The following is a 25,418-nucleotide window of genomic DNA, read 5'->3' as shown; positions in this document are numbered from 1 at the left end:
GTCAGGCCCGGTGCCGGCTGCCGCGCGCCGCCGCGAAGGCCGGGCGGATCACGGTGTCGATCAGGATCGTTCGCTCGTCGTGGTGGAGGAAGGAGCTCGCCGCCGCGGCGACGGTGACCTCCTGCAGGTCGTCCAGGGTCCAGCCCGCTTGCTCGACGAGGAGGGTGAGCTCACGCGTCAGCGACGTCCCCGACTGCAGCCGGTTGTCGGTGTTCACGGTCACCGTGAAGCCGAGACCCTTCAGCCGTGTGACCGGGTGCGCCGCCACGGACGCCGCCGCTCCCGTCTGCACGTTCGACGACGGGCACAGCTCCAGCGGCACGTGCCGGTCACGGACCCAGCTCGCGAGCCGGCCGAGCCTGTCGCCCAGCTCGTCCTGCGTGACGTCGTCGATGATCCGGACGCCGTGCCCGAGGCGGCAGGCGCCCGCCACGTGCAACGCCTCCGAGATGGAGTCGAGCCCGGCGGCCTCGCCGGCGTGCACCGTCGCGGGGAAGTGGGCCGCGGCGAGCGCGCGGAACGCCGCCTCGTGCCGCGACGGCGGGAAGCCGTCCTCGGCGCCGGCGATGTCGAAACCCACCACGCCCTCGTCCCGGTTCGCGAGCGCGAGGGCGGCGATCTCCTCGCCGCGGTCGGCGTGGCGCATCGCCGTGATCAGCGTGCCGATCCGGATCGACCGGCCCTGCGCGTGCGCCTGCGCGATCCCCTCGGCGAACCCGGCCTGGACCGCGTCGACGACCTGCTGCAGCGTCAGGCCGCGCTGCAGGTGCTGCTCGGGTGCGTACCGCTGCTCGGCGTAGACGACCCCGTCGGCCGCGAGGTCCAGCACGGACTCGCGGGCGACGCGTCGCAGCGCCTCCTGCGTCTGCATCACGGCGACGGTGTGGTCGAACGTCTCGAGATAGCGAGGCAGGGTTCCGGACGACGCCGCCTCCAGGAACCAGCGGCCCAGCTCGCCGGCGTCCGTGGTGGGCAGCTCGTGCCCGGCCTCCGCGGCGAGCTCGACGATCGTGGCGGGCCGCAGCCCTCCGTCGAGGTGGTCGTGCAGCAGGACCTTGGGCAGCGAGGGGATCAGGGCGACGAGGGCGGCGGTCCCCGCGGCGGGCTCGGCTCCCGTCGGGGCCGTGCGCGTGTCCTGCGTCGGGACCGCGGCGTCGGACGAGGTGTCCGCCGGGAGTGCCGGTTCCGTCGGTGCTGCGGAGGGCGTCATGCGGACACCGTACCTGCGGGCCCGCACCGCACCCCGTGGCCGTAGGGGCGGCCCCGGCGGTACGGGACCGTCATGCCATGCCGTCCGGGCCGTCGTCCCCGGCCGTGACCTCGGTGTCCTGCTCCACGACGTCGGCCTCGTCGGCCGTCCCCTCCCGGTCCGCGCGGGCGAAGCCCGGCTCGTACTCCTCGGGGTCGGGCGGGAGGTCGCCGGGGTCGTCCGTGAGGCGCAGCGGCTGCTCCGGGACGGCGGGCTCGAGACCTGCGTCGTGCCAGGCGTCGGATCCGGGGACGGTGCTCATGGCTCCTCCTGCCACGTCGTCGAGCTCGATCCCGACCATCGTGCTCCGTGCGGGTGCCGGTCGCCAGACGGGGACGGCGTGGAGCGCCGCAGTCGATCTCTGTTGCTCTCGTTCCACAGGTTGCTCAAGCTCGTCGACGTCGAACCGATGTGCGTTCTTGTACATCGATCGATGTGCGGTCGGAGGGACCGTCCACGACCTGCTCCCGAGGGCGGGCGACGACTCGGTCATAGCTCAGGCAGGAACACCGCGCCATGAAGAAGATCCTCGCTCCCATCGTCGGGGCTGCCCTGCTCGTCACGTCCCTCACGGCCTGCGCCGACTTCAAGGCCGGCATGGAGGCAGCGGCCTCCGAGGCCGCCAGCGCCGAGGCCAAGGTCGAGCCCGCCAAGGTCCCGGTCCCGAACGTCGTGGAGATGCGGACCGCCCAGGCCCAGGCGGCGCTGGACGCGGCCGGCTTCAAGTACACGCTCAAGAACTCCGACAAGTCGACGGTGGAGTCCCAGAACCCGGCAGCGGGTGAGATGTTGACGGCCGGCAAGGCGGTCGTCCTCACACTGGGCATGTCGGCTGAGGAGAAGCTCGCCGACGCTACCGCGAAGGCCGCCGCAGCGCGGGCCGCAGCCGACGCCAAGGCCGCCGCAGCGCAGGCCGCAGCCGACGCCAAGGCCGCCGCAGCGCAGGCCGCAGCCGACGCCGAGGCCGCTCGGATCGCGGCGCTGGGAACGGTCTCGCAGCAGAACGCCACGCGCAAGGCGGAGCACTACCTCTCCCACACCGCCTTCTCCCACGACGGCCTCGTCGGACAGCTCGAGTTCGAGGGCTTCCCCAACGCGGACGCCGTGTGGGGCGTCGACCACGTGACCGTCGACTGGAACGAGCAGGCAGCACTGAAGGCGGCGCACTACCTCAGCCACACCGCCTTCTCCCACGACGGCCTGGTCGACCAGCTCGTCTTCGAGAAGTTCACGCCCGAGCAGGCCGAGTACGGCGTGAGCACGACGGGACTCTGACCCGGACCCCGTCAGCGACCACCCGGACTGCACCCGTGCCACGCCGAGCCGGGTACCCGCACGCCGACGATCACGAGGGGGGTGCCGGGCGGGCGGAGCCCGCACACCCGCCCCGGTCGAGACGCCGGCGTGAGGACCCGTGGGGCGGTCGGCATCGTCAGGTAGACGACCCTGGCGGACACCGGTCACGGCCCGGCGTCGAACGGGCCGCGACCCTGCGTCGGGCGGGTCATGCGTCGATGCGGTCGATGACCAGGGGGCCGACCTCCACGGCGGTGCCGGGCGGCGCCACGACGACCGCACCGGCGAGGGCGTCACGGGCCCGGGCGAACCGGTCCGGGGTGTCGGTGTGCAGGGTGAGGACCGGCTGCCCCGCGCGGACCTGGTCCCCGGGCCGGACGTGCAGCTCGACACCGGCACCGGCCTGCACGGGGTCCTCCTTGCGGGCCCGGCCGGCGCCCAGCCGCCACGCGGCCACGCCCACCGCGTACGCGTCGAGGCCGGCGAGCACGCCGTCGCGCTCGGCGAGCACCTGGTCGGTCTCCCGGGCGACGGGGAGCGTCGCGTCGGCGTCGCCACCCTGTGCCTCGATCATGCGCCGCCACGCATCCATCGCCCGCCCGTCGGAGAGGGCGACGGCCGGGTCCGCGTCGGGCCGGCCCGCGGCGTCGAGCATCTCCCGGGCGAGGGCGAGGGTGAGCTGGACGACGTCGGCAGGACCGCCGCCGGCCAGCACCTCCACCGACTCACGGACCTCCAGGGCGTTGCCCGCCGTGAGCCCGAGCGGGGTCGACATGTCGGTGAGCAGGGCGACGGTCCGCACGCCCGCGTCCGTGCCGAGCGCCACCATCGTCCGCGCGAGCTCACGCGCGCGGTCGAGGTCCTTCATGAAGGCCCCCGAGCCGACCTTGACGTCGAGCACCAGCGCTCCGGTCCCCTCCGCGATCTTCTTGCTCATGATCGAGCTCGCGATGAGCGGGATGGCCTCGACCGTCCCCGTGACGTCACGCAGCGCGTACATCTTGCGGTCGGCAGGGGCGAGCCCGGAGCCGGCCTGGCAGATCACGGCGCCCACGTCGTCGAGCTGCCGCATCATCTCCTCGTTGGAGAGCGCCGCCCGCCAGCCCGGGATGGACTCCAGCTTGTCGAGCGTCCCGCCCGTGTGGCCCAGGCCGCGGCCCGACAGCTGCGGCACGGCGACGCCGAACACCGCGACGAGCGGGGCGAGCGGCAGGGTGATCTTGTCGCCGACGCCGCCCGTGGAGTGCTTGTCGGCCGTCGGCCGGGAGAGGCCGGAGAAGTCCATCCGCTCGCCGCTCGCGATCATCGCCGCCGTCCAGCGGGCGATCTCGGCCCGGTCCATGCCGTTGAGCAGGATCGCCATGGTGAGGGCGGACATCTGCTCGTCGGCGACCACGCCGCGGGTGTACGCGTCGATGACCCAGTCGATCTGCGCGTCCGTCAGCCGGTGGCCGTCGCGCTTGGCGACGATGACGTCCACCGCGTCGAGCTGCTCGATGCTCATGATCCGGCCCTCATGCCCGCTCCTCCAGGTCGGCCGGCCCGAACGCGTCGGGCAGCACCTCGGTCATCGGCTTGACGCCGCGCACGGTCTCGACGAGGAGCCGCGCCCCGCCGTGCTCCCAGAGCAGCTGGCGGCAGCGTCCGCACGGCATCAGCACGGTGCCGTGCCTGTCCACGCAGGTGAACGCGACGAGGCGCCCCCCGCCCGAGACGTGCAGCCCCGACACGAGCGCACACTCCGCGCACAGCGTGACGCCGTAGGACGCGTTCTCGACGTTGCAGCCGACGACCACGCGCCCGTCGTCCACGAGAGCGGCGGCGCCGACAGGGAACTGCGAGTACGGCACGTACGCACGGCGCATCACGTCGGTCGCGGCGGCACGCAGGACGTCCCAGTCGATCTCCGGCTGCAGGTCCGGCATGTCACTCCTTGACGTAGGGCTCCCCCGCGGCCGCCGGCCCGCGGACGCGACCGACGAGCCCGGCCACGGCGACGATGGTGACGAGGTACGGGAGCATGAGCATGAACTGGTTCGGCACGGGGGTCTGCAGGACGCCGAGCACCTGTTGCAGCTTGTCGGAGAAGCCGAACAGCAGCGCCGCCGCCAGTGCGCCGACCGGCGTCCACCGGCCGAGGATCATCGCCGCGAGCGCGATGTAGCCCTTGCCGGCGGTCATCTCCTGGCTGAACGCGCCCACGGAGCCGATGGTGAAGAACGCCCCACCGAGACCGGCGACCATCGAGCCGAGGAGCACGTTGCGCCACCGCGTCGCCTGCACGTCGATGCCCACGGTGTCCGCGGCCAGCGGGTGCTCCCCGACCGCACGGACGCGCAGCCCCCACCGGGTCCGGAACAGCGCGACCGTGACGACCACGACGGCGACGTACAGCAGGTAGACGAGCAGCGTCTGCCGGAACAGCACCGGTCCGACGACCGGGATGCCGGACAGCACGGGGATCTCGATGACCGGCATGCGCGGCGGCGAGTTCAGCGTCGCCGCGTTCGGCTTGAGCACCGACGAGAACAGGAAGCTGGTCAGGCCGACGGCGAACACGTTCAGCACCACGCCGACGATGATCTGGTTGACCCGGTACTTGACCGTGAACAGCGCCAGGAGCGAGCCGATGAGCAGGCCCGCCACGGGTGCGGCGATCAGCCCCGCGTAGACCGACTGCGTGATCGAGGCCACGACGGCCGCACCGAAGGCACCGGTGAGCAGCTGGCCCTCGATCGCGATGTTCACGACGCCGGCGCGCTCGTTCAGCAGGCCGCCCATCGCGCCGAACGCCAGGGGCACCGCGAGGATCAGCGAGCCCTGCAGCAGGCTGACCAGCGACATCGACTTGCCCGCGACCGCCCACACGAGGAACGACAGGACCCACAGCACGGCGAACAGCGCACCGACCCAGCGGCCGAGACGTGCACGGTTCCACGCCCGCCAGGCCGCGTACGCGGCGAGCAGCAGGCACGCGATCCCGAGGACCGTCGCGGTGGCCTTGGACGGCGCCGCGACCGGGCCGAGCTGCACGAAGTCGTCGTCGGTGGAGATGACGAAGGTGGTCTCCTCGCCGCCCGGCGCGAGCAGGCCGAACAGGACGAGGGCGGCGAGCCCGAGCACGCCGAAGGCGATCGGCGCCTTCCACGACCGGCGGGTCAGCGTCTCGTTCGGCGCGTGCGCGGCGGCAGCGGGCGCGTGCGTGTCGACGGCGGTCACGCTGTCGCTCCCTTCGCGACGGCCGTCCCCGGTACGGGGAGGCGGAAGATGGCCCGCACGAGCGGCGGGGCGGCGATGAACAGCACCACGAGCGCCTGGATCACCAGGACGATGTCGATCGGCGTGCCCGTCGCGGCCTCCATGACCCGGCCGCCGACGTTGAGACCGCCGTACAGCAGGCCGGCGAAGAAGATGCCGAGCGGTCGGGACCGGCCGAGCAGCGCGACCGTGATCGCGTCGAAGCCGAGCGACCCGGCGATGCCGCCGGTCAGCTGGTGCTCGGTGCCGAGGATGTGCACGCCCCCCGCGAGGCCGGCCAGCGCACCCGAGACCAGCATCACGAGCACGACCGTGGTGGGGATGCCGATGCCCGCCGTGCGGGACGCGTGGGGGTTGGACCCGACGGCGCGGAACCGGAACCCGACCACCGAGCGGCTCATCAGCCACCACACGAACACGGCCGCGACGATCGCCACGAGGAACCCGGCGTGCAGCCGCGACCAGTCGCCCAGCAGCAGCGGCAGCTGGGCGGTCTCCTTGACGCCCGGGCTCGTCGGCTGGTTCGACCCCTCACGCGTGAACGCGTCCGTGGTGAGCAGGTACCCGAGGAGGTACAGCGCGACGTAGTTGAGCATGATCGTGACGATCACCTCGTGGGCGCCGGTGCGGGCCTTGAGCACGCCCGCGATGCCGGCCCAGAGCGCGCCGCCGAGGATGCCGCCGAGGAGCGCGAGGAGCAGGTGCACCCCGGCCGGCAGGCTGAACGCGAAGCCGATGTACCCGCCCACGGTCGCGCCGAGGATGATCTGTCCCTGCGCACCGATGTTGAACAGCCCCGCCCGGAATCCGACCGCCACGCCGAGCGCCGCGATGATCAGCGGCGTCGCGACGGTCATGGTCTCGGTGAGGGGCTTGATCGACTGCTGGAACGTGTCGGCGGTGCCGTTGTAGACGGCGCCGCGGAACATCGCGGCGTAGGCGTCCCACACGGCGTTCCACGCGGCGGAGATCGTGTCCATCGGCCGGGCGAAGAAGTAGTGGGCCGCCTCGGTCACGTCCGGGTTGGTGACGGCGATGAGGACGCCGCCGATGGCGAGCGCGAGCAGGAAGGCGAGCACGCTGACGCCGATGTCGCCGCTGACGATCTCGCGGAGCACCGAGGCGCCACGGTCCTCCGGTTCCTCGACGCGCTCGGGCTCAGGCATCCCTGCCGTCGGGGTCACCCCCTCGCCCAGGATCTCCTCACTCATGCCCGGCCTCCGTGGGGTGCTCCGCGGCCTGCGCCGTCGCCTCGTCGTGCGGGACGCCGGCCATCATCAGGCCGAGCACGTCGCGCGGCGTGTCCGACGGGACGATGCCGACGAGACGGCCGCGGTACATCACCGCGATGCGGTCGGCGAGCTCGACGACCTCGTCGAGCTCGGTCGAGACGATGAGCACCGGTGTCCCGCCGTCGCGCTCCCGGACGATCCGCCGGTGCAGGAACTCGATGGAGCCGACGTCCACGCCACGGGTGGGCTGGCTCGCGATGAACAGCTTCAGCGGCCGCGACAGCTCTCGCGCGAGGACGACCTTCTGCTGGTTCCCCCCGGACAGCCGGCCGGCGGCCTGCGTCGCGGACTGCGTCCGGATGTCGTACTCCTCGATCCGGTGCTCCGCGTTGCGGCGGATCGCCGCCAGGTCGAGCGCACCGGCCCGCGAGTACTCCGGGGTCTGCACGAGATCCAGCACCAGGTTCTCCGCGACCGAGAAGTCCCCGACCAGCCCGTCGACCGACCGGTCCTCCGGCACGAACCCCACCCCCGCCGCCAGGACCTGCCGCGGGGAGAGCCCCACGAGCTCGCGGCCCTCGAGCAGGATCGACCCGGCGGCCGGCCGCTCGAGCCCCAGGAGCGCCTCGCAGAGCTCCGTCTGCCCGTTGCCCTGCACGCCCGCCAAGGTCAGGATCTCGCCCCGGGCGAGCTCGAAGGACACGTCGTCGACGACGGCCGCGCCGGTGGCGTCGAGCACCGTCAGCCCCCGGACCTGCACGGTCGTGGCCCCCGGTGTCGCGGGCGCCTTGCCGAGCGAGAGCGACACCGCACGGCCGACCATCATCGAGGCGAGCTCCGTCTCGCTCGCCTCCGGGGAGGCGGACCCCACCACGGCCCCGCGCCGGATGACGGTGATGACGTCGGCGACGGCCCGCACCTCGCGGAGCTTGTGCGTGATGAACACGATCGACGTCCCGGCGTCCCGCAGCTGCCGCATGATCCCGATGAGCTCGTCGGTCTCCTGCGGTGTCAGCACGGCGGTGGGCTCGTCGAGGATGAGCACCTTGGCGTCGCGGGCGAGCGCCTTGACGATCTCGACCCGCTGCTGGACGCCCACGGGGAGGTCCTCGACCACCGCGTCGGGGTCCAGCTCGAAGCCGAACCGGGCGGCGAGCGCCCGCACGCGCGTGCGGGCCTCGTCGAGGTCGAGCAGGCCGATCCCCCCCGGCCGGGTGGCCTCGTGACCGAGCATGACGTTCTCGGCGACGGTGAAGACGGGCACGAGCATGAAGTGCTGGTGCACCATCCCGATGCCCGCGCCCAGCGCGTCACGCGGCCCGTCGAACGTGCGCGGCTCGTCGTCGAGCAGGATCTGCCCGGAGTCCGCCTCGTACAGGCCGAAGAGGACGTTCATGAGGGTCGACTTGCCGGCGCCGTTCTCGCCGAGGAGCGCATGGATCTGACCGGGCTCGACGACCAGGTCGATGTGGTCGTTGGCCACGAGCGGCCCGAAAGACTTGGTGATCCCCCGAAGCTCGAGCTTCACGGCGGCGACTCCTTCATCGCAGTGGCAGAAGCGACACTATCGCCGGACCGGCAGGCAGGGGGCCGGCACGGACTGCGTGTCCGTACCGGCCCCGTGCCTGGTGGTCAGGACTGCGACGGGGAGCTCGGCGAGCTCACCTTGACGGTGCCGCTGATGATGTCCTGCTTCAGCTTGTCCACCTCGGTCTTGAGGTCCGCGGGGACCTTGGAGTCGAAGTCGTGGAACGGCGCGAGGTCGACACCGGCGTTCTCGAGGGTGCCGACGTAGGGCGAGTTCTCGAACTCGTCCTTCGAGGCCGCCGTGACGACGTCGTTGACGGCCGTGCCGATCTGCTTGAGGACCGACGTGAGGATGACGTCGGAGGAGTCCGGGTTCGTCTCGACACCGTCGGAGTCGACCCAGATCACGGCAACGCTCTTGCCGGCCGTGTTCGCGTCGTGTGCCGCGGCGAGCGTGCCGCCGCCGACCGGACCCGCGACCGGGAGGATGATGTCCGCCCCCTGGTCGATGAACGTGTTGGTCAGCTGCTGACCCTTCGACTGGTCCTCGAAGTCACCGGTGAACGAGCCGTTCTGGGCCTTGCTGTCCCAGCCGAGCGTCTTGACCGCGGTCCCGTGCACCTCGTTGTACTTCGCGACGCCGTCCACGAAGCCGTCCATGAAGATGGTCACCGTCGGGATCTGGATGCCGCCGTAGGTGGCGACCGTGCCGGTCTTGCTCATGCCCGCCGCGAGGTAGCCGGCGAGGTAGGAGGCCTGGACCGTGTCGAAGCTCAGGGGCTTGACGTTGTCGAGCTCGATCGTCTTGCCGTCCGCGTCCTGCGCCGTCGAGTCGACGATCGCGAACTTGGTGTCGGGGTTCGCCGTGGCGGCGTCGCCGGTGGCCTTCGCGAGCAGGAAGCCGACGGTCACGATGAGGTGGCAGTCCTGCCCGACCATCGTGTCGATGTTCGGCGCGAAGTCGGACTCCTGCTTCGACTCCGCCGTGGCGGTCTCGATGCCGAGTGCGTCCTCGGCCTCCTTCAGACCGTTGTAGCCGGACTCGTTGAACGACTTGTCGTTGAAGCCGCCCGAGTCGGAGACCATGCAGGCCTTGAAGTCGGACGCGCCGGCTGTCCCGGTCCCGTCGGACCCGGCCTCCTCCTCGGGGGCGCTGCCGCACGCCGCGAGCGCGAGGGCGACGGCACCGCTGAGCGCGGCCACACGGATGATGTTCTTCACGCGGATCTCCTGGATCTCGTCGGCACGTCGGCGCAGGTGGTGTGGACGGCGCAGCAGCGCCCCCTCGCGCTGGCGGCTCGTCCGGCATCGATGTGTCGGACACTACTGAGCCGTACGTGACGCGCACGTTACCGATCGGTATCCGTCGGTTTCCGTTACCTAGTTGGAATGTCCTCCCAGGTGACGGACGTGTCGTTCCGACATGCGAGACCAGCCGCCCAGCGGACGCTCGTTCAGGCGCGGCCCGCGAGCACCGCGACCCGGGCGAGCAGCAGGGCACCCGCCTCCACCGCTCGCTCGTCCACCTGCAGGTCGCCCTGGTGGATGTCGTACGTGCGGCCGCCCGGCGTGCGCGTGCCGAGCCGGGCCATGGAGCCCGGGACCCTCGTGAGGTACCAGGCGAAGTCCTCGCCGCCCAGCGACTGCTCCGTCAGGAGCACCGAGTCCGGCCCGAGCACGTCCCTCGCGGCGGCCTCCAGGAGCCCGGTGGACCGCTCGTCGTTCTCCACCGGGGGCACGCCACGCAGATGACGCACCTGCACCTCGACACCGAGCGGCGCCACGACCTGCTCGACGGCGGCGTGGAACACCTCGGAGGCCTTCTCCCACGCCCGGACGTCCAGGCAGCGCAGCGTGCCCTTCACCGTGCCGGTCGACGGGATCGCGTTGTGCGCCGACCCGGCCTGCACCGCGCCCCACGTCAGGTTGACGCCCGACCGTGGGTCGAGGCGCCGGCCGAGGATCGCGGGGACCTGAGTGATGACCTGACCGAGCGCGAACACCACGTCGCCCGTGAGGTGCGGCCGGGAGGTGTGGCCGCCCGCGCCGGTGACGGTCACCGTGACCTCGTCGCTCGCCGACGTGATCGGACCGATGCGGGTGCCGACGTGCCCCACGTCGACCTTGGGGTCGCAGTGGACCCCGAAGATCTGCGCCACGCCGTCGAGCGCGCCCGCGGAGATCAGGTCGAGCGCGCCGCCGGGCTGCACCTCCTCGGCCGGCTGGAACACGAGCCGCACCCCGGTCGCCAGCTCGCCGGAGGCCGCGAGGTCCGCGAGCGCCAGACCCGCCCCGAGCACGGCCGTGGTGTGCACGTCGTGCCCGCAGGCGTGCGCGATCCCGCGCACGGTGGACGCCCACGGCAGGCCGCAGGTGTCCTGGACCGGGAGCGCGTCGAGGTCGGCACGCAGGGCGATCCGGCGGCGGCCCGTGACGGCCGGCCCTGGACCGAGGTCGCAGAAGAGGCCGGTCCCGGGCGTCAGCCTCGGTGTCAGGCCGGCGAGGCGCAGGCGCTCGGCGACCACGCGGGTGGTCCGCTCCTCGGTGCGGCCGAGCTCCGGGTGGGCGTGCAGGTCCCGCCGGACCTCGACGAGCTCGTCGCGCAGGGAGGCGATGAGTGCGGCGAGCCGGCGGGCACCCGGGTCCGCCGGCCGCGGGCGCAGGTCGTCCAGGGCCGGCACGGCGGGGAAGGTGGTGACGTCGTCGGACACGCCCTCGACCTTAGTCCGCAGGTGGGGACGCCCGTCCGGCACGACCGCCCCGCAGACCGGCCGCCGGGTGGGGAACCGTGGGGCGCGGCGCCCCCACAGCCGGTCAGAGGAGCTCGTCGCGCCCGCGGGCCCGCCAGCCGTCGACCGCCGCCTTGACCTTCTGGGCGTGCTCCCGCGTGGTCACCAGGACCGCGTCCGGGGTGTCGACCACGACCGCCCCCGGGAGCCCGACCACGGTCACCGTGCGGCCACCGGTCGGCACCACCAGGGCGTCCGGTGCGTCGATCCGCAGCACCGCCCCGTCGTCGCCGAGCGTCGTCCCTGCCGTGCCCGGCAGACCGGCCGGCAGCCCGCGCAGCAGCTCGCCCAGCGACGCGAAGTCGCCGACGTCGTCCCACGTGAAGTCCCCGGGCACGACGGCGACCCCGCCGGCCGCCGCGACGGGCTCGACGATGGCGTGGTCGATCGCGATCTTCGTGAGTCCCGGCCAGACCGCGGACAGCACCGCGTCCCGACCTGGCCCGTCCCACGCGGCCGCGATCGTGCGCAGCCCGTCGTGCAGCGCGGGCAGCTGCGTCGCGAGGTGGTCGAGCAGCACGCGAGCCCGCACGATGAACATGCCGGCGTTCCACCGGTACTCGCCGGTCGCGAGGTAGGCGGCGGCCGTCTCCTCGTCGGGCTTCTCGGTGAAGCCGGAGGCGATGCGCACGCTCGGCGCACCGTCGAGCCCGAGCACGTCGCCCGCCCGCACGTAGCCGAACGCGGTCGAGGGGCCCGTCGCCCGGATGCCGATCGTCACCACGTGCCCGGCGCGTGCGGCCACGACACCCTCGCGCACCGCCCGCTCGAAGTCCGGGGCGCCGTCGATCACGTGGTCGGCGGCGAACGACCCGAGGACCACGTCCTCGCCGTGCCGCTCGAGCAGGACGGCGGCCGCCAGCCCGATCGCCGCCATCGAGTCGCGCGGCGACGGCTCGGCGAGCACCCGGTCGGGTCCGTTCCCGGCCACCACCTCGGGCAGCTGCGCGGCGACGGCGGCGGCGTGCCGGGCACCGGTGACGACCAGCACCCGGTCGGGACCCGTCAGGGGGACGAGCCGGTCGACTGTGCCCTGCAGGAGGGTGCGGCCGGACCCGGTGAGGTCGAGCAGGAACTTCGGGTGCCCGGCCCGTGACAGGGGCCACAGCCGGGTTCCCGCACCCCCGGCGGGGATGACCGCGTGGAAGTCGGGGACCGGTCCGTCGGGCTGGGCGCTCATGGTCGGCAAGGCTATCCGGGCGGCGGCGGCCTCCAGCGCTGTGGAGTTCCTCACAAAAGGGGCCCGGACATGGGACCGAAGCCCCTGGCGCGGACCTCGTGACCGCCCTCGGTCTATACAGTGAGACGGACGCACGAACGGCTGCTCTCGTCACCCGCCGCCGTCGGGCGTCGTGCCGCAAGGACGACGACGTCCTCACACCCTGACCCGCCAGGAGGCCCCTCCAGTGCCCGCAGCGCCCACCAAAGCGCCCGCCGGAACTCTCTACCGGGGGCGCGAAGGCATGTGGTCGTGGGTCGCGCACCGCGTGACCGGCGTCCTGATCTTCTTCTTCCTTCTGGTGCACGTCCTCGACACCGCGCTCGTGCGGGTGTCGCCCGAGACGTACAACGACGTGATCGGCACGTACAAGAACCCGGTCATGGGCCTCGGCGAGGCCGGCCTCGTCGCCGCCATCGTGTTCCACGCCTTCAACGGCATCCGGATCATCCTCGTGGACTTCTGGGCCAAGGGCACGAAGTACCAGCGCGTGATGCTGTGGATCGTCGTCGGCCTGTTCGTCGTGACCATGGCCGGCTTCCTGCCCCGCCACCTCATGCACGTCTTCGGAGGTGAGTGATGACCCTCGTCGCCGACCCCAAGGCCCCGCGCCCGCCCCGGCCCGGCCCCGGCCGCCGCACCACGCGCGGCAACACGGAGCTGTACGGCTGGATCTTCATGCGCGCGTCGGGCGTGCTGCTGCTCGTGCTCATCTTCGGCCACCTGTTCGTGAACCTGGTCGCCGGCGACGGCATCTCCGCGATCGGCTTCGGCTTCGTCGCCGGCAAGTGGGCCTCGCCCTTCTGGCAGGTCTGGGACCTGCTCATGCTCTGGCTCGCGATGATTCACGGCACCAACGGCGTGCGGACGATCATCAACGACTACGCGGAGCGGGACGGCACCCGGCTGGTGCTCAAGGGCCTGCTCTACCTCGCGTTCGTCATCGTGGTGATCCTCGGCACGCTCGTGATCTTCACGTTCGACCCGTGCCCCTCGGGCTCGCCGGCCGACCTGCTGCCGTCGTTCTGCACGGCCTGACCTCTCGGTAAGGACCTCACCTCTGATGCAGACCCACCAGTACGACGTCGTCATCGTCGGCGCCGGCGGCGCGGGCATGCGTGCGGCGCTCGAGTCGTCGACCCGCGTGCGCACGGCCGTCATCTCGAAGCTCTACCCGACGCGCTCCCACACCGGTGCGGCGCAGGGCGGCATGTGCGCCGCGCTCGCCAACGTCGAGGAGGACAACTGGGAGTGGCACACGTTCGACACGGTCAAGGGCGGCGACTACCTCGTCGACCAGGACGCCGCCGAGGTCATGGCCAAGGAGGCCATCGACGCGGTGCTCGACCTGGAGAAGATGGGCCTGCCGTTCAACCGGACGCCCGAGGGCCGCATCGACCAGCGCCGGTTCGGCGGGCACACCCGCAACCACGGCGAGGCCGCCGTGCGCCGGTCCTGCTACGCCGCCGACCGCACCGGCCACATGATCCTGCAGACCCTCTACCAGCAGTGCGTGAAGAACGAGGTCGAGTTCTTCAACGAGTTCTACGTGCTCGACCTGCTCGTGGACCACGATCTCGCCGCCGGGCACGTCCCGGACGGCGAGGAGGTCAACGTCTCGGGCGTCGTCGCGTACGAGCTGGCGACGGGCGAGATCCACGTCTTCCGGGCCAAGTCCGTGGTCCTGGCCACGGGTGGTGCCGGCAAGATCTACAAGACCACGTCGAACGCGCACACCCTCACGGGCGACGGCATGGCGCTGGCGTACCGCCGCGGCATCCCGTTGGAGGACATGGAGTTCTTCCAGTTCCACCCGACGGGCCTCGCGGGCCTCGGCATCCTCCTGTCGGAGGCCGCGCGTGGCGAGGGCGCCATCCTGCGCAACTCCGAGGGCGAGCGCTTCATGGAGCGCTACGCCCCCACCATCAAGGACCTCGCGCCGCGCGACATCGTCGCCCGGTCGATGGCCAACGAGGTGCGCGAGGGACGCGGTGCCGGTCCGAACAAGGACTACGTGCTGCTCGACCTCACGCACCTCGAGCCCGCGCACATCGACGCGAAGCTGCCGGACATCACCGAGTTCGCCCGGACGTACCTCGGCATCGAGCCGTATACCGAGCCCGTCCCCGTCTACCCCACCGCGCACTACGCGATGGGCGGCGTGCCCACCAACATCGACGCCGAGGTGCTCCGCAACTCGACCGACGTCATCCGTGGGCTGTACGCGGCCGGCGAGGTGGCGTGCGTGAGCGTGCACGGCTCCAACCGGCTCGGCACCAACTCGCTGCTCGACATCAACGTGTTCGGCAAGCGGGCCGGGATCTCGGCCGCCCTGTACGCGTCGACCGCGTCGTTCGTCGAGCTGCCCGAGGACCCCGCCGCGACCGTCGTCGCCGGCCTGGAGGAGATCCGGACGCGCCCCGACGGCGAGCGCGTGGCGGACCTGCGCAAGGCGCTGCAGGAGACGATGGACAAGAACGCGCAGGTGTTCCGCACCCGCGAGTCGCTCACGGAAGCCCTCGACGACGTCAAGGCCCTGCAGAAGCGGTTCCGCGCGGTCAGCGTCCAGGACAAGAGCCGGATGTTCAACACCGACCTGCTCGAGGCCGTCGAGCTCGGGTTCCTGCTGGACATCGCCGAGACCGTGGTCGTCGGCGCCCTGAACCGCGACGAGTCGCGCGGCGGTCACTTCCGCGAGGACTTCCCGGACCGGGACGACAAGAACTACATGCTGCACACGATGGCCTACCGCCGGCCGCTGCCCACGGAGGGCCACCGCCGGTCGGGCACCGACCACGACGGCGACCGCAAGGGCCCGTTCTCGCACACCACCGTGTTCGACGGGTACCAGCTCGTGCTGGGCTCCAAGCCCGTCACCATGACCCGCTACCAGCCGATGGAGCGCAAGTACTGATGACCGCTGTCGCCGACGCCCCCGCGAAGGTGGGCGAGATCCCCTCGTTCGAGGTCACCCTCAAGGTCCTGCGCTACCTGCCGGACGAGTCCGGCGCCACGACCGTGGCGCACTGGGACGAGTTCCGCGTGCAGGCCCACGGGACCGACCGGGTCCTCGACGCGCTGCACCAGGTCAAGTGGCAGCAGGACGGTTCGCTGACGTTCCGCCGCTCGTGCGCGCACGGGGTGTGCGGGTCGGACGCGATGCGGATCAACGGCCGCAACCGGCTCGCCTGCAAGACGCTGCTCAAGGACCTCGACATCACCAAGCCGATCACCGTCGAGCCCATCAAGGGCCTGCCGGTCATCAAGGACCTCGTGGTCGACATGGAGCCGTTCTTCGCGTCGTACCGCGAGATCATGCCGTTCCTCATCACCACCGGGAACGAGCCCACGAAGGAGCGCCTGCAGTCCGCCGCACAGCGCGAGCGGTTCGACGACACCACCAAGTGCATCCTCTGCGCCGCGTGCACGTCGTCCTGCCCGGTGTTCTGGACCGACGGGCAGTACTTCGGCCCCGCCGCGATCGTCAACGCGCACCGGTTCATCTTCGACAGCCGCGACGAGGGCGGCACCCAGCGCCTCGAGATCCTCAACGACAAGGAGGGCGTGTGGCGCTGCCGCACGACCTTCAACTGCACCGAGGCGTGCCCGCGCGGCATCGAGGTCACCAAGGCGATCCAGGAAGTGAAGCGCGCGATGATCACGCGCGCCTTCTGACCGGACCTGACGGCGTCCGGCCCGGCTGCTCCTGACGAGGGAGGTGGACGGCCCAAGAGCCTCGGGACGCCTCCGGGTAGCCTCACGCGAGTGACCGGCACCCTCCCCTCGCCCTCGCCCGCCGGGACCGCGGCTCCGCCCGCCGACAGCGGTGACGTCGCCGTCGAGGTCGCCCTGCCCGGCGGCAACGTGGGCGGCGCCGTGCGGGTCGGGGACACCGTGCGCCGGCCCACCGGGCCGTGGACCCCTGCGGTGCACGAGCTGCTGCAGTTCCTCGCGGACGCCGGCCTGCCGCACATCCCCCGCGTGCTGGGGATCGACGACCGCGGCCGCGAGGTGCTGACCTTCCTCCCTGGCCGGGTCGTCGAGATCGGCGTCGAGGAGCTCACCGACGGCCAGGTGCGCTCGGCCATGCGCTGGCTCCGCGAGTACCACGCGGTGGTCCAGGGGTTCGGGCGCGAACGGCGGCGTTGGAGGTTCGTGGACCGTGCCCTGGAGGACGGCGAGATCCTGTGCCACCACGACACCGCGATGTACAACATGGCGTTCGACGGCGACGAGCTGGCCGGCGTGTTCGACTGGGACGTGGCAGGTCCCGGCGTGCCGCTCGACGACGTGGCGATGTTCGCCTGGAACGCGCCCCTGCTGCGGCTCGGCGACGACCCTGTGGCCGCAGCCGACGGCTTGCGCGTCGTCGCGGACGGGTACGGCGGCCTCGACCCCGCCGAGCTGCTGGACCACGTGCAGGTCCGGATGGCGCAGGCCTGCGACCGGATCGAGCGCGGTCAGGGCGTCGGCGACCCCGGGATGCTCCGGCTCGGAGAGATCGGTGAGCCGGCGAGCACCCGGCGCCGCCTGGCCGTCCTGCGGGACCGCGCCCCTGCAGTCCGGTCCGCGCTCGCCTCGGCCCGCTGAGCGCCGCTCACGTCTGAGCGAAGGGGCGAGCGCCGTCGCCCTTCACCTGCCGGCAGGTCTCGGCACTGCACCCGGCGCGCGCCTGCCTGCGTCCGCCTCCGGCCGGCACGGCCCGGCGCAGCCCGTCAGCGACGCTCCACGCGGACGCTGCGCTGTCCGAACCGGATCGTCGAGCCGACCGGCGCCCCCACCCGCGCACCCGCCGGGAGCACCACCCGCGACCCGTCCGGACCCACCAGCACGGTGCCGTTCGTCGAACCGCGGTCCATGACCCACAGGCCGCCGTCGGGCACCGGCCCGAACGCCAGGTGTACCTTCGAGATGGACCGCTCCGGGTCGTCGATGGCGACCACGTGGTCGACACCCTCCTCGGCGGTCGGGCGACGGCCCACGAGGCCGTCCCCGGCCACCTCGAGACGCTCCCCGGTGTCGAACACCAGCCGCAGGCCGTCCGGCGCCGACGCGGGCGCCGGGCCGCCGGGTCGCAGCCGGGTGTGCTCGAGGTCGCCGAGGTCGCCGACCTCGCCCGGCGTCGACGGCCGCGCCCGCGGGTCCTGCGACGGGCGCTCGTCGAGCCGCAGATCACGTCGGCTCCGGACGTCCGACGGAGGGCCTTGGATGAGCCCCGCGGCCGCGTGCGGAGGGGAGCTCGAGGCCGGGACAGCCGGGGAGGCAGGTGGTGCACCGATGACCGCTCGGGGCGCCACAGGAGCGTCCGGCAGCGGGTGCACGTCGGCCGGCACGTCGATCATCGGGGCTGTCCGCACCGGTTCGTCGGTGCGGGGCAGCGGACCCACCGGAGCGGGCGGCTGGACGGAGGTCGGTGGCGTGGCGTGCGCGGCCGGCGCACCGAGCACGGGCGGAGCACCGGGCACGGGACGCGAACCGGCCGCCGGTGGAGCACCCGGCACCGGACGCGAACCGGCCGCCGGTGGAGCACCCGGCACCGGACGCGAACCGGCCGCCGGTGGAGCACCCGGCACCGGACGTGAACCGGACCCCGGCGGCGCACCCGGCACCGGACGTGAACCGAAGGCCGGCGGCGCACCCGGCACGGACGGTCCGCCCGGCGCCCCTGAGATCGGGACCGGCGCGACCGGTCCGGGCAGCCCCTGCCCCTGGCGCCCGCCGCCCGGGTTGCCGAGCGCCCTCGCCACGGCGTTGTCCCAGGCGGCGTCCGCGACAGGCGCCCCACCGGTGGCCTGCCGAACGGCCGCCGCCCGCAGCACCAGGGTCCCCGCCAGCTTGTCGTGCCAACCGCGTTGCGCGGGCGACGGGTCCCACACGCCGGAGACGACCACCACCCACTGCCCGACGAGGCATGCCAGCGCGCCGGCCCCGACGACGAGCTGCCGCACGAGGATGGCGACGAGCCCGGCAGGCCGGCCGGTGCGCACGGACACGGTGCGGGTGCCGACGAGAGCACCGCCTGCACTGGCGCCCGTGAACGACTCGGCCAGCCACTGCGCGACGGCGACCACGAGGCACAGCGCCGACGGCAGGAACGACCTCGCGCCGCCCACCACATAGCCGGCGACGAACGCGAGGACCAGGAGCAGCGCGTCGACGGCGTAGGCGAGCACCCGCCGGCTGATCGGGGCCACGGCGCCCGGGGCCACGACGAACCGCCCCGCGCCCGCGGGCGCCACGCGTCCGGCGTCGGACGAGCGAGCGCTCATGGCAGCCTCCCGGTCACCTCTAGGGGCACGGTCTACGGGCACAGGAACAGGCACGGAATGCGCAGGCACCACCGGTCGACGAGCGGGCCCGCGCCGACATGGTGCCAGAGTCCCGGCGGCGCGCAGGGGTTCGTCCACCGTGGGTCCCTCGTCCGGCGGCTGAGCCGCGCGGGAGACGTCAGGACGCGCGGTCGACCAACGCGTCCGCGAACGACACGAGCGCGTCCTTCACCGGCCCCGGCGGCAGCCCTTCGAGCTCACCCACGGCGGCACGAGCCGCCTCGACGGCCCGCGTGCGCGTCTCCTCGACGACGGGATGGGCCCGCAGGGCCGCGACGGCGCGGGCGAGCGCGTCGTCGTCGGTCAGGTCCGCGTCGAGGAGGGCGAGCGCGGCCAGGTCGTCGGCCGTCGCGTCAGGGCCGGCCGCCCGCGCACGCAGGAGCAGCGTCGGCATGGTCGGCACCCGGTCGCGCAGGTCGGTGCCCGGGGTCTTCCCGGAGACGTCGCCGTCGGACGTGAGATCGAGCACGTCGTCGGCGAGCTGGAACGCGATGCCGATCCGCTCCCCGAAACCCGTCACGATGGCGACGGCGTCGGGGCGGCAGCCGGCGAACATCGCACCGAACCGCGCCGACGTCGAGATGAGCGACGCCGTCTTGTCCGACAGCACCTGCAGGTAGTGCGCCACCGGGTCCTCGTCGGGGCGGGGGCCGACCGTCTCGTGCAGCTGCCCGAGACAGAGCCGCTCGAACGTCGCCGCCTGGATGCGGACCGCCTCCGGCCCCAGCCCGGCCACCGTGGCCGACGCGCGGGCGAACAGCAGGTCACCGGTGAGGATCGCGACGGAGTTGCCCCACACCTCCTGCGCCGCGGGAGCTCCGCGGCGCAGCGGCGCCGAGTCCATGACGTCGTCGTGGTACAGCGTCGCCAGGTGCGTCAGCTCCACGACCACGGCGGCATCGAGGACCTCACGCCGGGCACCGTCTCCCAGCTCGGCGGCGAGGAGCGTCAGGAGCGGTCGCAGGCGCTTGCCGCCTGCGTTCACCAGGTGCCGGGAGGCGTCGTCCGCAAGCGGGTCCGCATGGGTCACCGCGTGGCGGAGCCGCTCCTCGACGAGGGCGAGCCGGGCCGTCAGCCGTTCCGCGAGGACGGGGTCCCCGAGCGGGATGGCGGTGGTCGTTGTCACGGGACGAACCTATCTTCCCCGCACGTCCTCCACGGACACGGGCCCGACCGGCGCCGACGCACCGGTCGCACGGGCCGCTCGCCCGAGCGTCCGGCCCCAGGCACGCGCGGGGTCCGCCGACAGGTCACGGGAGGAACTGCGCGACGCTCCCGATCAGGTCGAGCAGCCAGGAGGGAGCCACGCCGAGGATCACGGTGGCTGCGGCACACACCGCGATGGCCACGGTGGCGAAGCCCTCGGCGCCGACGACGGTCGTGGTCGTGGTCGCCGCCGGCCGCACCTGCACGGCCGTGGCCAGCGTGTTCGCCGGGACGTCGGGCACCGGCTCGGCCGGCACGTCGAGCGGGACGGCGACCTCCGCCGCGACAGGCTCCACGGCAGCGCCGTCCTCGGCGGTCTCCGGGGAGCCGGCCGGCGCCGTGAAGAACATCAGCACGATGATCCGCACGTAGAAGAACGCCGCCGCCGACGACGACAGGACACCGATGAGCGCGAGCGGCCACGCGCCGCCCTCGATCGCCGCGGAGAACACGGCGAACTTGCCGGCGAACCTGGCGGTCAGCGGGATGCCCGCGAACGACAGCAGGAACAGCGCGAACGTGAGCGCGAGAGCCGGGTTCGACCGTCCGAGCCCCGCCCACTGGGACAGGTGCGTCGCCTCGCCGAGGATCGCCCCGCCGGAGCCGTCCGCCTCCACGCTGCGCTCACGCACGAGCCAGACGATGCCGAAGGCGCCGATCGTCGCGGCCCCGTAGACGAGCAGGTAGAAGAGCACCGCGGTGACGCCGGCCTGGTTGAGCGCGACGACGCCCGTGAGGATGAACCCCGCGTGCGCGATCGACGAGTAGCCGAGCACGCGCTTCATGTCGGTCTGCACGAGCGCACCGACCGTACCGATGACCATCGTGAGGATGGTGACCGTCCACAGCACCACGCTCAGGTCCCAGTCGAGACCCGGCAGCACCACGTACACGATCCGCAGCAGCGCGCCGAACGCGGCAACCTTGGTGCAGGCCGCCATGAAGCCCGTGATGGGCGTAGGGGCGCCCTGGTAGACGTCCGGGGTCCAGGTGTGGAAGGGCGCCGCACCGACCTTGAACAGCAGTCCCGCGAGGATCAGCACGGAGCCGACCAGCAGCAGGCCGTCCAGCCCGCTTGCCTCCTGCGTCGCCTCGCCGATCGCCGAGTAACGCAGCGAGCCGCTGTACCCGTACACCAGCGCGATGCCGAAGAGCATCAGCGCCGACGTGAAGGCACCGAGCAGGAAGTACTTCATGGACGCCTCCTGCGACAGCAGGCGACGACGACGGGCCATGCCGGTGAGCAGGTAGAGCGGCAGCGACAGCACCTCGAGCGCGACGAACAGCGTCAGCAGGTCGCCGGCCGCGGGGAAGATCAGCATGCCGCCCGTCGCGAAGAGCAGGAGCGGGTAGATCTCCGTCTGCTCGACACCCTTGCGCCGCGCGAGCTCCTCGTAGTCCGAGCCCGGGACGGACGACGCCGAGGGCGCGAAGGCGTCCTCCCCCGTCTCCGTGCGGTCCACGACCACGAGCAGCGCCAGCAGCGCGAGGAGGGCGAGCGTGCCCTGCAGCACGAGGGTCGGCCCGTCCACGATGAGCGAGCCGCCCAGCACGGCGGTGCCTCCGTCGTCGGCCACGCCGCTCCAGAGCGCCGCCACGGCGACGAGCGCCCCGGCGAGCGCCGCGACGGCGAGCCCGAGCTGCACGGCGCGGCGCCGACGCGCCGGCACGAACGCCTCGACGAGCACGCCGGCGACGGCCGCGAGCAGCACGATCAGGACCGGGCTCAGCTGGGCCCAGTCGACGGTGGGTGCGGTGAAGTCGCTCACTGGTCACTCCCTTCCACGGACGGGGCGGACGCCGGGACGTCCGTCACGCCGACCTGCTCGAGCGTGACCTGCGCGGGCGGCCGGACGAGGTCCAGCGCGGGGCCCGGCAGGAACCCGAGGACCACCATGAGCGCCAGGAGCGGCGCGACGGCCCACTTCTCCCGCCCGACCAGGTCCGGCGCCGGCGCGAGCTCGTCGCGGACCGGTCCGGTGAACACCCGCTGGTACGTCCACAGCACGTAGATCGCGGCGAGCACCACACCGAGGCTCGCGACGACCGACGCCGCGGGATGCCGGGCGAACGTGCCGACGAGCACGAGGATCTCGCTGACGAACGTCGAGAGGCCCGGCAGCGACAGCGCCGAGAGGCCGGCGACCAGGAAGAAGCCGGCCAGCACCGGTACGACCCTCTGCAGCCCGCCGAAGTCGGCGATCTGCTGCGACCCGTGGCGGGCCACCAGGTAGCCCGCCACGAGGAACAGCGCCCCCGGTGGAGAGCCCGTGGTTGACCATGTAGAACGACGAGCCGGCGATCGACGTCGACGTGAACGCGAAGATGCCCAGCACGATGAACCCGAAGTGCGACACCGACGTGTAGGCGATGAGCCGCATGAGGTCCTTCTGCCCGATCGCGAGCAGCGCGCCGTACAGGATCGAGACGAGCGCCAGCACGATGATGACCGGTGCGGCCCAGCGGGACGCCGACGGGAACAGCGGCAGGCACAGCGTGAGCATCCCGAACGTGCCGACCTTGTCGAGGACGCCGACCAGGAGCGTGGAGGTCCCGACCGGCGCCTGCTCGGCCGCGTCCGGCAGCCACGTGTGCACCGGGAACATCGGCGCCTTGATGGCGAACGCCAGGAAGAACGCGAGGAACAGCCACTTCTCGAGGGTCGGGTCGATCGTCAGGCCGGTGAGGTTCTCGGTGAGGAAGCCCTGCGGCCCGCCGGGTCCCTGCAGGTACAGGCCGATGACCGCGACGAGCATGATGAGCCCGCCCGCCAGGCCGAACAGCAGGAACTTCACGGCCGCGTAGCGACGCTGGGCGCCGCCGAACCCGCCGATCATGAAGTAGACGGGGACCAGCATCGCCTCGAACAGGACGTAGAAGAAGAACACGTCCCGCGCGGAGAACACCGCGACGATGAACGCCTCCAGCACCAGGATCAGCGCGAGGTAGTGGCGCAGGCGGTCGGTGGCCGCGCTCGCCGAGCCCTGCTCACGCCAGCCGGCGAGGACCACGAGCGGCACCAGCACCACCGACATGAGGATGAGCGACAGCCCTACGCCGTCCACGCCGACGGCGTAGGAGACGCCGAACGCGGGGATCCACCCGTGCGTCTCGGTGAGCTGGTACGTCTGCGCGGACGACCGGTCGAAGGCCACCAGCGCACCGACGGCCAGTAGGAGCTCGGCGACGGTGATGCCGAGGGCGACGGCCCGCGTACGGCCGCGCAGCGACGAAGGCAGGACCCAGAGGGCGACCGCACCGAGGAGCGGCAGCACGATCAGGGCGGTCAGCCAGGGGAAGGAGGACGACATCGTGGGCTGGGCTCCTTCAGCTCTGGGTGGCCAGGACGACGACGACGAGGACGACGAGGCCGAGCAGCATGGTCGCGGCGTACGACCGGACGAACCCGGTCTGCAGCCGGCGGGTGATCTCGCCGAGGCCGAGCTGCGACCGGGCGATCCCGGTCACCGCGCCGTCGACGACCGCGCGGTCCGCGAACACGAGCGACCGGGTCAGCGCCTGGCCGGGCTCGACGAGGGCGACGTCGTTGACGGTGTCCTGGTACAGGTCGACGCGGGCCGCCCGCGTCAGCGACGTGCCCAGCGGCGGGACGACCGGGACGGTCGAGGCTGCGTAGCGACGCCACGCGACGACCGTGCCGACGACGACCACGCCCAGCGTCAGCGTCACCAGCGCCCACACCGGCAGCACCGGCTCCTCGTGCTCCGCGTGCCCGGTGACGGGCTCGAGCCACGTCACGAAGCGACCGCCGAGCGAGAGGAACAGGCCGATGCCGACGGACCCGACCGCGAGGATGATCATCGGCCACGTCATGAGCCGAGGCGCCTCGTGCGGGTGCTGCGCGGAGCCGTCGGACCGCGCCGACCACCGCCGCTCGCCCTCGAACGTCATGAAGAACAGGCGGGACATGTAGAACGCCGTGATCCCCGCGCCGAGCAGCGTCACCGTGCCGAACACCCAGGCCCGCCACTCGGCCCCGTCGACCGGCATGAACGCGGCCTCGATGATCTTGTCCTTGCTCCAGAACCCCGAGAACGGCGGGATGCCGAGGATCGCGAGCCACCCGGCCATGAACGTCAGCCACGTGATCTTCATGTACCGGGCGAGCCCGCCGAAGCGGCGCATGTCCACCTGGTCGTCCATGCCGTGCATCACGGACCCTGCGCCGAGGAACATGCCGGCCTTGAAGAAGCCGTGCGTGACGAGGTGGAAGATCGCGAACGCGTACCCGACGGGCCCGAGCCCGGCCGCCAGGATCATGTAGCCGATCTGCGACATGGTCGAGGCGGCGAGCGCCTTCTTGATGTCGTCCTTCGCGCAGCCGACGATGGCCCCGAACAGCAGCGTGATGGCACCGACGATCACGACGACGAGCTGCGCCGTCGGCGCCTCGTTCATGATCGGTGCGCTGCGCACGATCAGGTACACGCCCGCCGTCACCATGGTGGCGGCGTGGATGAGCGCCGAGACCGGCGTCGGGCCGGCCATCGCGTCACCGAGCCAGGACTGCAGCGGGAACTGCGCCGACTTGCCGCAGGCGGCGAGCAGCAGCATCAGCCCGATCGCCGTGGCCGCACCTTCGCTGATCTGCGACGACTGCTCGCCGAGCACGTCGAGGAATCCCACCGAGCCGAAGTTCGCGAACATCAGCCCCAGGGCGATGATGAGGCCGAGGTCGCCGATCCGGTTGGCGACGAACGCCTTCTTGGCGGCCACCGCGTAGTCCGTGCGGTAGTTCCAGAAGCCGATGAGCAGGTAGGACGCCAGACCGACGCCCTCCCAGCCGACGAACAGCAGCAGGTAGCTGTTGGCGAGCACCAGCAGGAGCATCGCCGCGACGAACAGGTTGAGGTACGCGAAGAACCGCCGGCGGTCCACGTCCTTGTCCATGTACGCCACGGAGTAGATGTGGATGAGCGTGCCGACGAACGTCACGAGGAGCACGAACGTCATCGACAGCGGGTCGACCCGGATGCCCGCGTCGACCTGGAACGCGCCCGCGTCGATCCAGCTCCGCACGCTCAGGTCGAGCACGCGCTGGTCCGCGGGTCGGCCCAGCAGGGCGGCGAACACGGCCGCGCCGCACAGGAACGACAGCGCGGAGGCGGCGACGCCGAGCCAGTGCCCCCAGCGGTCGGTGCGCCGGCCGCCGAGCAGCAGCACGGCGGCGCCCAGCACCGGGATGCCGACGAGGGCGGGGGCCACGAGGAAGATGCCGCCGCTCACCGGCTCGGCGGCCGGTCCGATCACGTCGGCGGGCAGGCTCGCAGCCAGGGTGGTCAGGGTGTGCAC

20 protein-coding genes and 1 pseudogene are annotated in these 25,418 nt (G+C 72.4%); 6 read left to right on the top strand and 15 right to left on the bottom strand.

Annotation, left to right across the window (positions count from 1 at the left end; all coding sequences use genetic code 11):
• Position 1 precedes the first annotated feature (1 nt).
• Together ACVW07_RS16785 and ACVW07_RS16780 are read right to left on the bottom strand one after the other, a co-directional pair.
• On the bottom strand, positions 2-1,210 hold the full coding sequence (locus tag ACVW07_RS16785) for an adenosine deaminase (protein ID WP_456820356.1): 1,209 nt from the start codon (positions 1,208-1,210) through the stop codon (positions 2-4).
• A gap of 70 nt (positions 1,211-1,280) precedes the next feature.
• The gene (locus tag ACVW07_RS16780; protein ID WP_456820355.1) at positions 1,281-1,511 is read right to left on the bottom strand and encodes a hypothetical protein; all 231 of its coding nucleotides are present in this window, start codon (positions 1,509-1,511) and stop codon (positions 1,281-1,283) included.
• A 254-nt stretch (positions 1,512-1,765) separates the two neighbouring features.
• Here ACVW07_RS16780 and ACVW07_RS16775 point away from each other — a divergent pair, with 254 nt between their 5' ends.
• Positions 1,766-2,524 carry an Ltp family lipoprotein gene (locus ACVW07_RS16775; protein ID WP_456820354.1) on the top strand — a complete coding sequence of 253 codons (759 nt, stop codon included), beginning with the start codon at positions 1,766-1,768 and terminating at the stop codon, positions 2,522-2,524.
• A 229-nt stretch (positions 2,525-2,753) separates the two neighbouring features.
• Here the strand turns inward: ACVW07_RS16775 and ACVW07_RS16770 are convergent, their stop codons facing one another.
• The 8 genes from ACVW07_RS16770 to ACVW07_RS16735 all read right to left on the bottom strand — a co-directional run bounded on the left by ACVW07_RS16770 (position 2,754) and on the right by ACVW07_RS16735 (position 12,531).
• Positions 2,754-4,049: a thymidine phosphorylase gene (locus tag ACVW07_RS16770; RefSeq protein ID WP_456820353.1), complete on the bottom strand. Its 1,296-nt coding sequence runs from the start codon at positions 4,047-4,049 to the stop codon at positions 2,754-2,756.
• A 10-nt stretch (positions 4,050-4,059) separates the two neighbouring features.
• Positions 4,060-4,470, bottom strand: coding sequence for a cytidine deaminase (locus tag ACVW07_RS16765; protein ID WP_456820352.1), 411 nt, complete (start codon positions 4,468-4,470; stop codon positions 4,060-4,062).
• Position 4,471: 1 nt separating this feature from the next.
• Entirely contained in the window at positions 4,472-5,764 is a 1,293-nt protein-coding gene (locus ACVW07_RS16760) for an ABC transporter permease (RefSeq protein WP_456820351.1), read from the bottom strand.
• A complete protein-coding gene (locus ACVW07_RS16755) occupies positions 5,761-7,014 on the bottom strand; it encodes an ABC transporter permease (protein ID WP_456820350.1) in 1,254 nt (417 codons plus the stop codon). Before ACVW07_RS16755 ends, ACVW07_RS16760 begins: the two co-directional genes overlap by 4 nt.
• Positions 7,007-8,563: an ABC transporter ATP-binding protein gene (locus tag ACVW07_RS16750; protein WP_456820349.1), complete on the bottom strand. Its 1,557-nt coding sequence runs from the start codon at positions 8,561-8,563 to the stop codon at positions 7,007-7,009. The genes ACVW07_RS16755 and ACVW07_RS16750 overlap by 8 nt, the downstream gene beginning before the upstream one ends.
• Before the next feature lie 104 nt (positions 8,564-8,667).
• A complete protein-coding gene (locus tag ACVW07_RS16745; RefSeq protein ID WP_456820348.1) occupies positions 8,668-9,783 on the bottom strand; it encodes a BMP family lipoprotein in 1,116 nt (371 codons plus the stop codon).
• Between the two features lie 233 nt (positions 9,784-10,016).
• Positions 10,017-11,234 (bottom strand): amidohydrolase, encoded by a 1,218-nt coding sequence (locus tag ACVW07_RS16740; RefSeq protein WP_456821106.1) that lies wholly within the window; start codon positions 11,232-11,234, stop codon positions 10,017-10,019.
• A gap of 142 nt (positions 11,235-11,376) precedes the next feature.
• Complete coding sequence (locus ACVW07_RS16735) at positions 11,377-12,531, bottom strand: mannose-1-phosphate guanylyltransferase (RefSeq protein WP_456820347.1); 1,155 nt, start codon at positions 12,529-12,531, stop codon at positions 11,377-11,379.
• A 226-nt stretch (positions 12,532-12,757) separates the two neighbouring features.
• Here ACVW07_RS16735 and sdhC point away from each other — a divergent pair, with 226 nt between their 5' ends.
• The 5 genes from sdhC (at position 12,758) to ACVW07_RS16710 (ending at position 17,160) form a co-directional block, all read left to right on the top strand.
• The gene (sdhC, locus tag ACVW07_RS16730) at positions 12,758-13,150 is read left to right on the top strand and encodes a succinate dehydrogenase, cytochrome b556 subunit (protein ID WP_456820346.1); all 393 of its coding nucleotides are present in this window, start codon (positions 12,758-12,760) and stop codon (positions 13,148-13,150) included.
• Positions 13,150-13,608 carry a succinate dehydrogenase, hydrophobic membrane anchor protein gene (sdhD, locus tag ACVW07_RS16725; protein WP_456820345.1) on the top strand — a complete coding sequence of 153 codons (459 nt, stop codon included), beginning with the start codon at positions 13,150-13,152 and terminating at the stop codon, positions 13,606-13,608. The genes sdhC and sdhD overlap by 1 nt, the downstream gene beginning before the upstream one ends.
• A gap of 25 nt (positions 13,609-13,633) precedes the next feature.
• Complete coding sequence (gene sdhA, locus ACVW07_RS16720; RefSeq protein ID WP_456820344.1) at positions 13,634-15,484, top strand: succinate dehydrogenase flavoprotein subunit; 1,851 nt, start codon at positions 13,634-13,636, stop codon at positions 15,482-15,484.
• Positions 15,484-16,245: a succinate dehydrogenase iron-sulfur subunit gene (locus tag ACVW07_RS16715; RefSeq protein WP_456820343.1), complete on the top strand. Its 762-nt coding sequence runs from the start codon at positions 15,484-15,486 to the stop codon at positions 16,243-16,245. Before sdhA ends, ACVW07_RS16715 begins: the two co-directional genes overlap by 1 nt.
• A gap of 90 nt (positions 16,246-16,335) precedes the next feature.
• Positions 16,336-17,160 (top strand): phosphotransferase, encoded by an 825-nt coding sequence (locus tag ACVW07_RS16710; RefSeq protein ID WP_456820342.1) that lies wholly within the window; start codon positions 16,336-16,338, stop codon positions 17,158-17,160.
• Positions 17,161-17,285: 125 nt separating this feature from the next.
• Here the strand turns inward: ACVW07_RS16710 and ACVW07_RS16705 are convergent, their stop codons facing one another.
• The 5 genes and pseudogenes from ACVW07_RS16705 to nuoL all read right to left on the bottom strand — a co-directional run bounded on the left by ACVW07_RS16705 (position 17,286) and on the right by nuoL (position 25,418).
• Positions 17,286-18,839, bottom strand: coding sequence for an RDD family protein (locus ACVW07_RS16705; RefSeq protein WP_456820341.1), 1,554 nt, complete (start codon positions 18,837-18,839; stop codon positions 17,286-17,288).
• A 178-nt stretch (positions 18,840-19,017) separates the two neighbouring features.
• Positions 19,018-20,025 (bottom strand): polyprenyl synthetase family protein, encoded by a 1,008-nt coding sequence (locus tag ACVW07_RS16700; RefSeq protein WP_456820340.1) that lies wholly within the window; start codon positions 20,023-20,025, stop codon positions 19,018-19,020.
• A gap of 124 nt (positions 20,026-20,149) precedes the next feature.
• Entirely contained in the window at positions 20,150-21,874 is a 1,725-nt protein-coding gene (gene nuoN / locus ACVW07_RS16695) for an NADH-quinone oxidoreductase subunit NuoN (protein WP_456820339.1), read from the bottom strand.
• Positions 21,871-23,416: pseudogene (locus ACVW07_RS16690) on the bottom strand (NADH-quinone oxidoreductase subunit M). Before ACVW07_RS16690 ends, nuoN begins: the two are co-directional and overlap by 4 nt.
• 16 nt (positions 23,417-23,432) lie before the next feature.
• The gene (gene nuoL / locus ACVW07_RS16685) at positions 23,433-25,418 is read right to left on the bottom strand and encodes an NADH-quinone oxidoreductase subunit L (protein ID WP_456820338.1); all 1,986 of its coding nucleotides are present in this window, start codon (positions 25,416-25,418) and stop codon (positions 23,433-23,435) included.

It is taken from the genome of Cellulomonas sp. URHB0016 (assembly GCF_054057935.1).
This window is presented reverse-complemented; position numbering and strand designations above follow the sequence as displayed.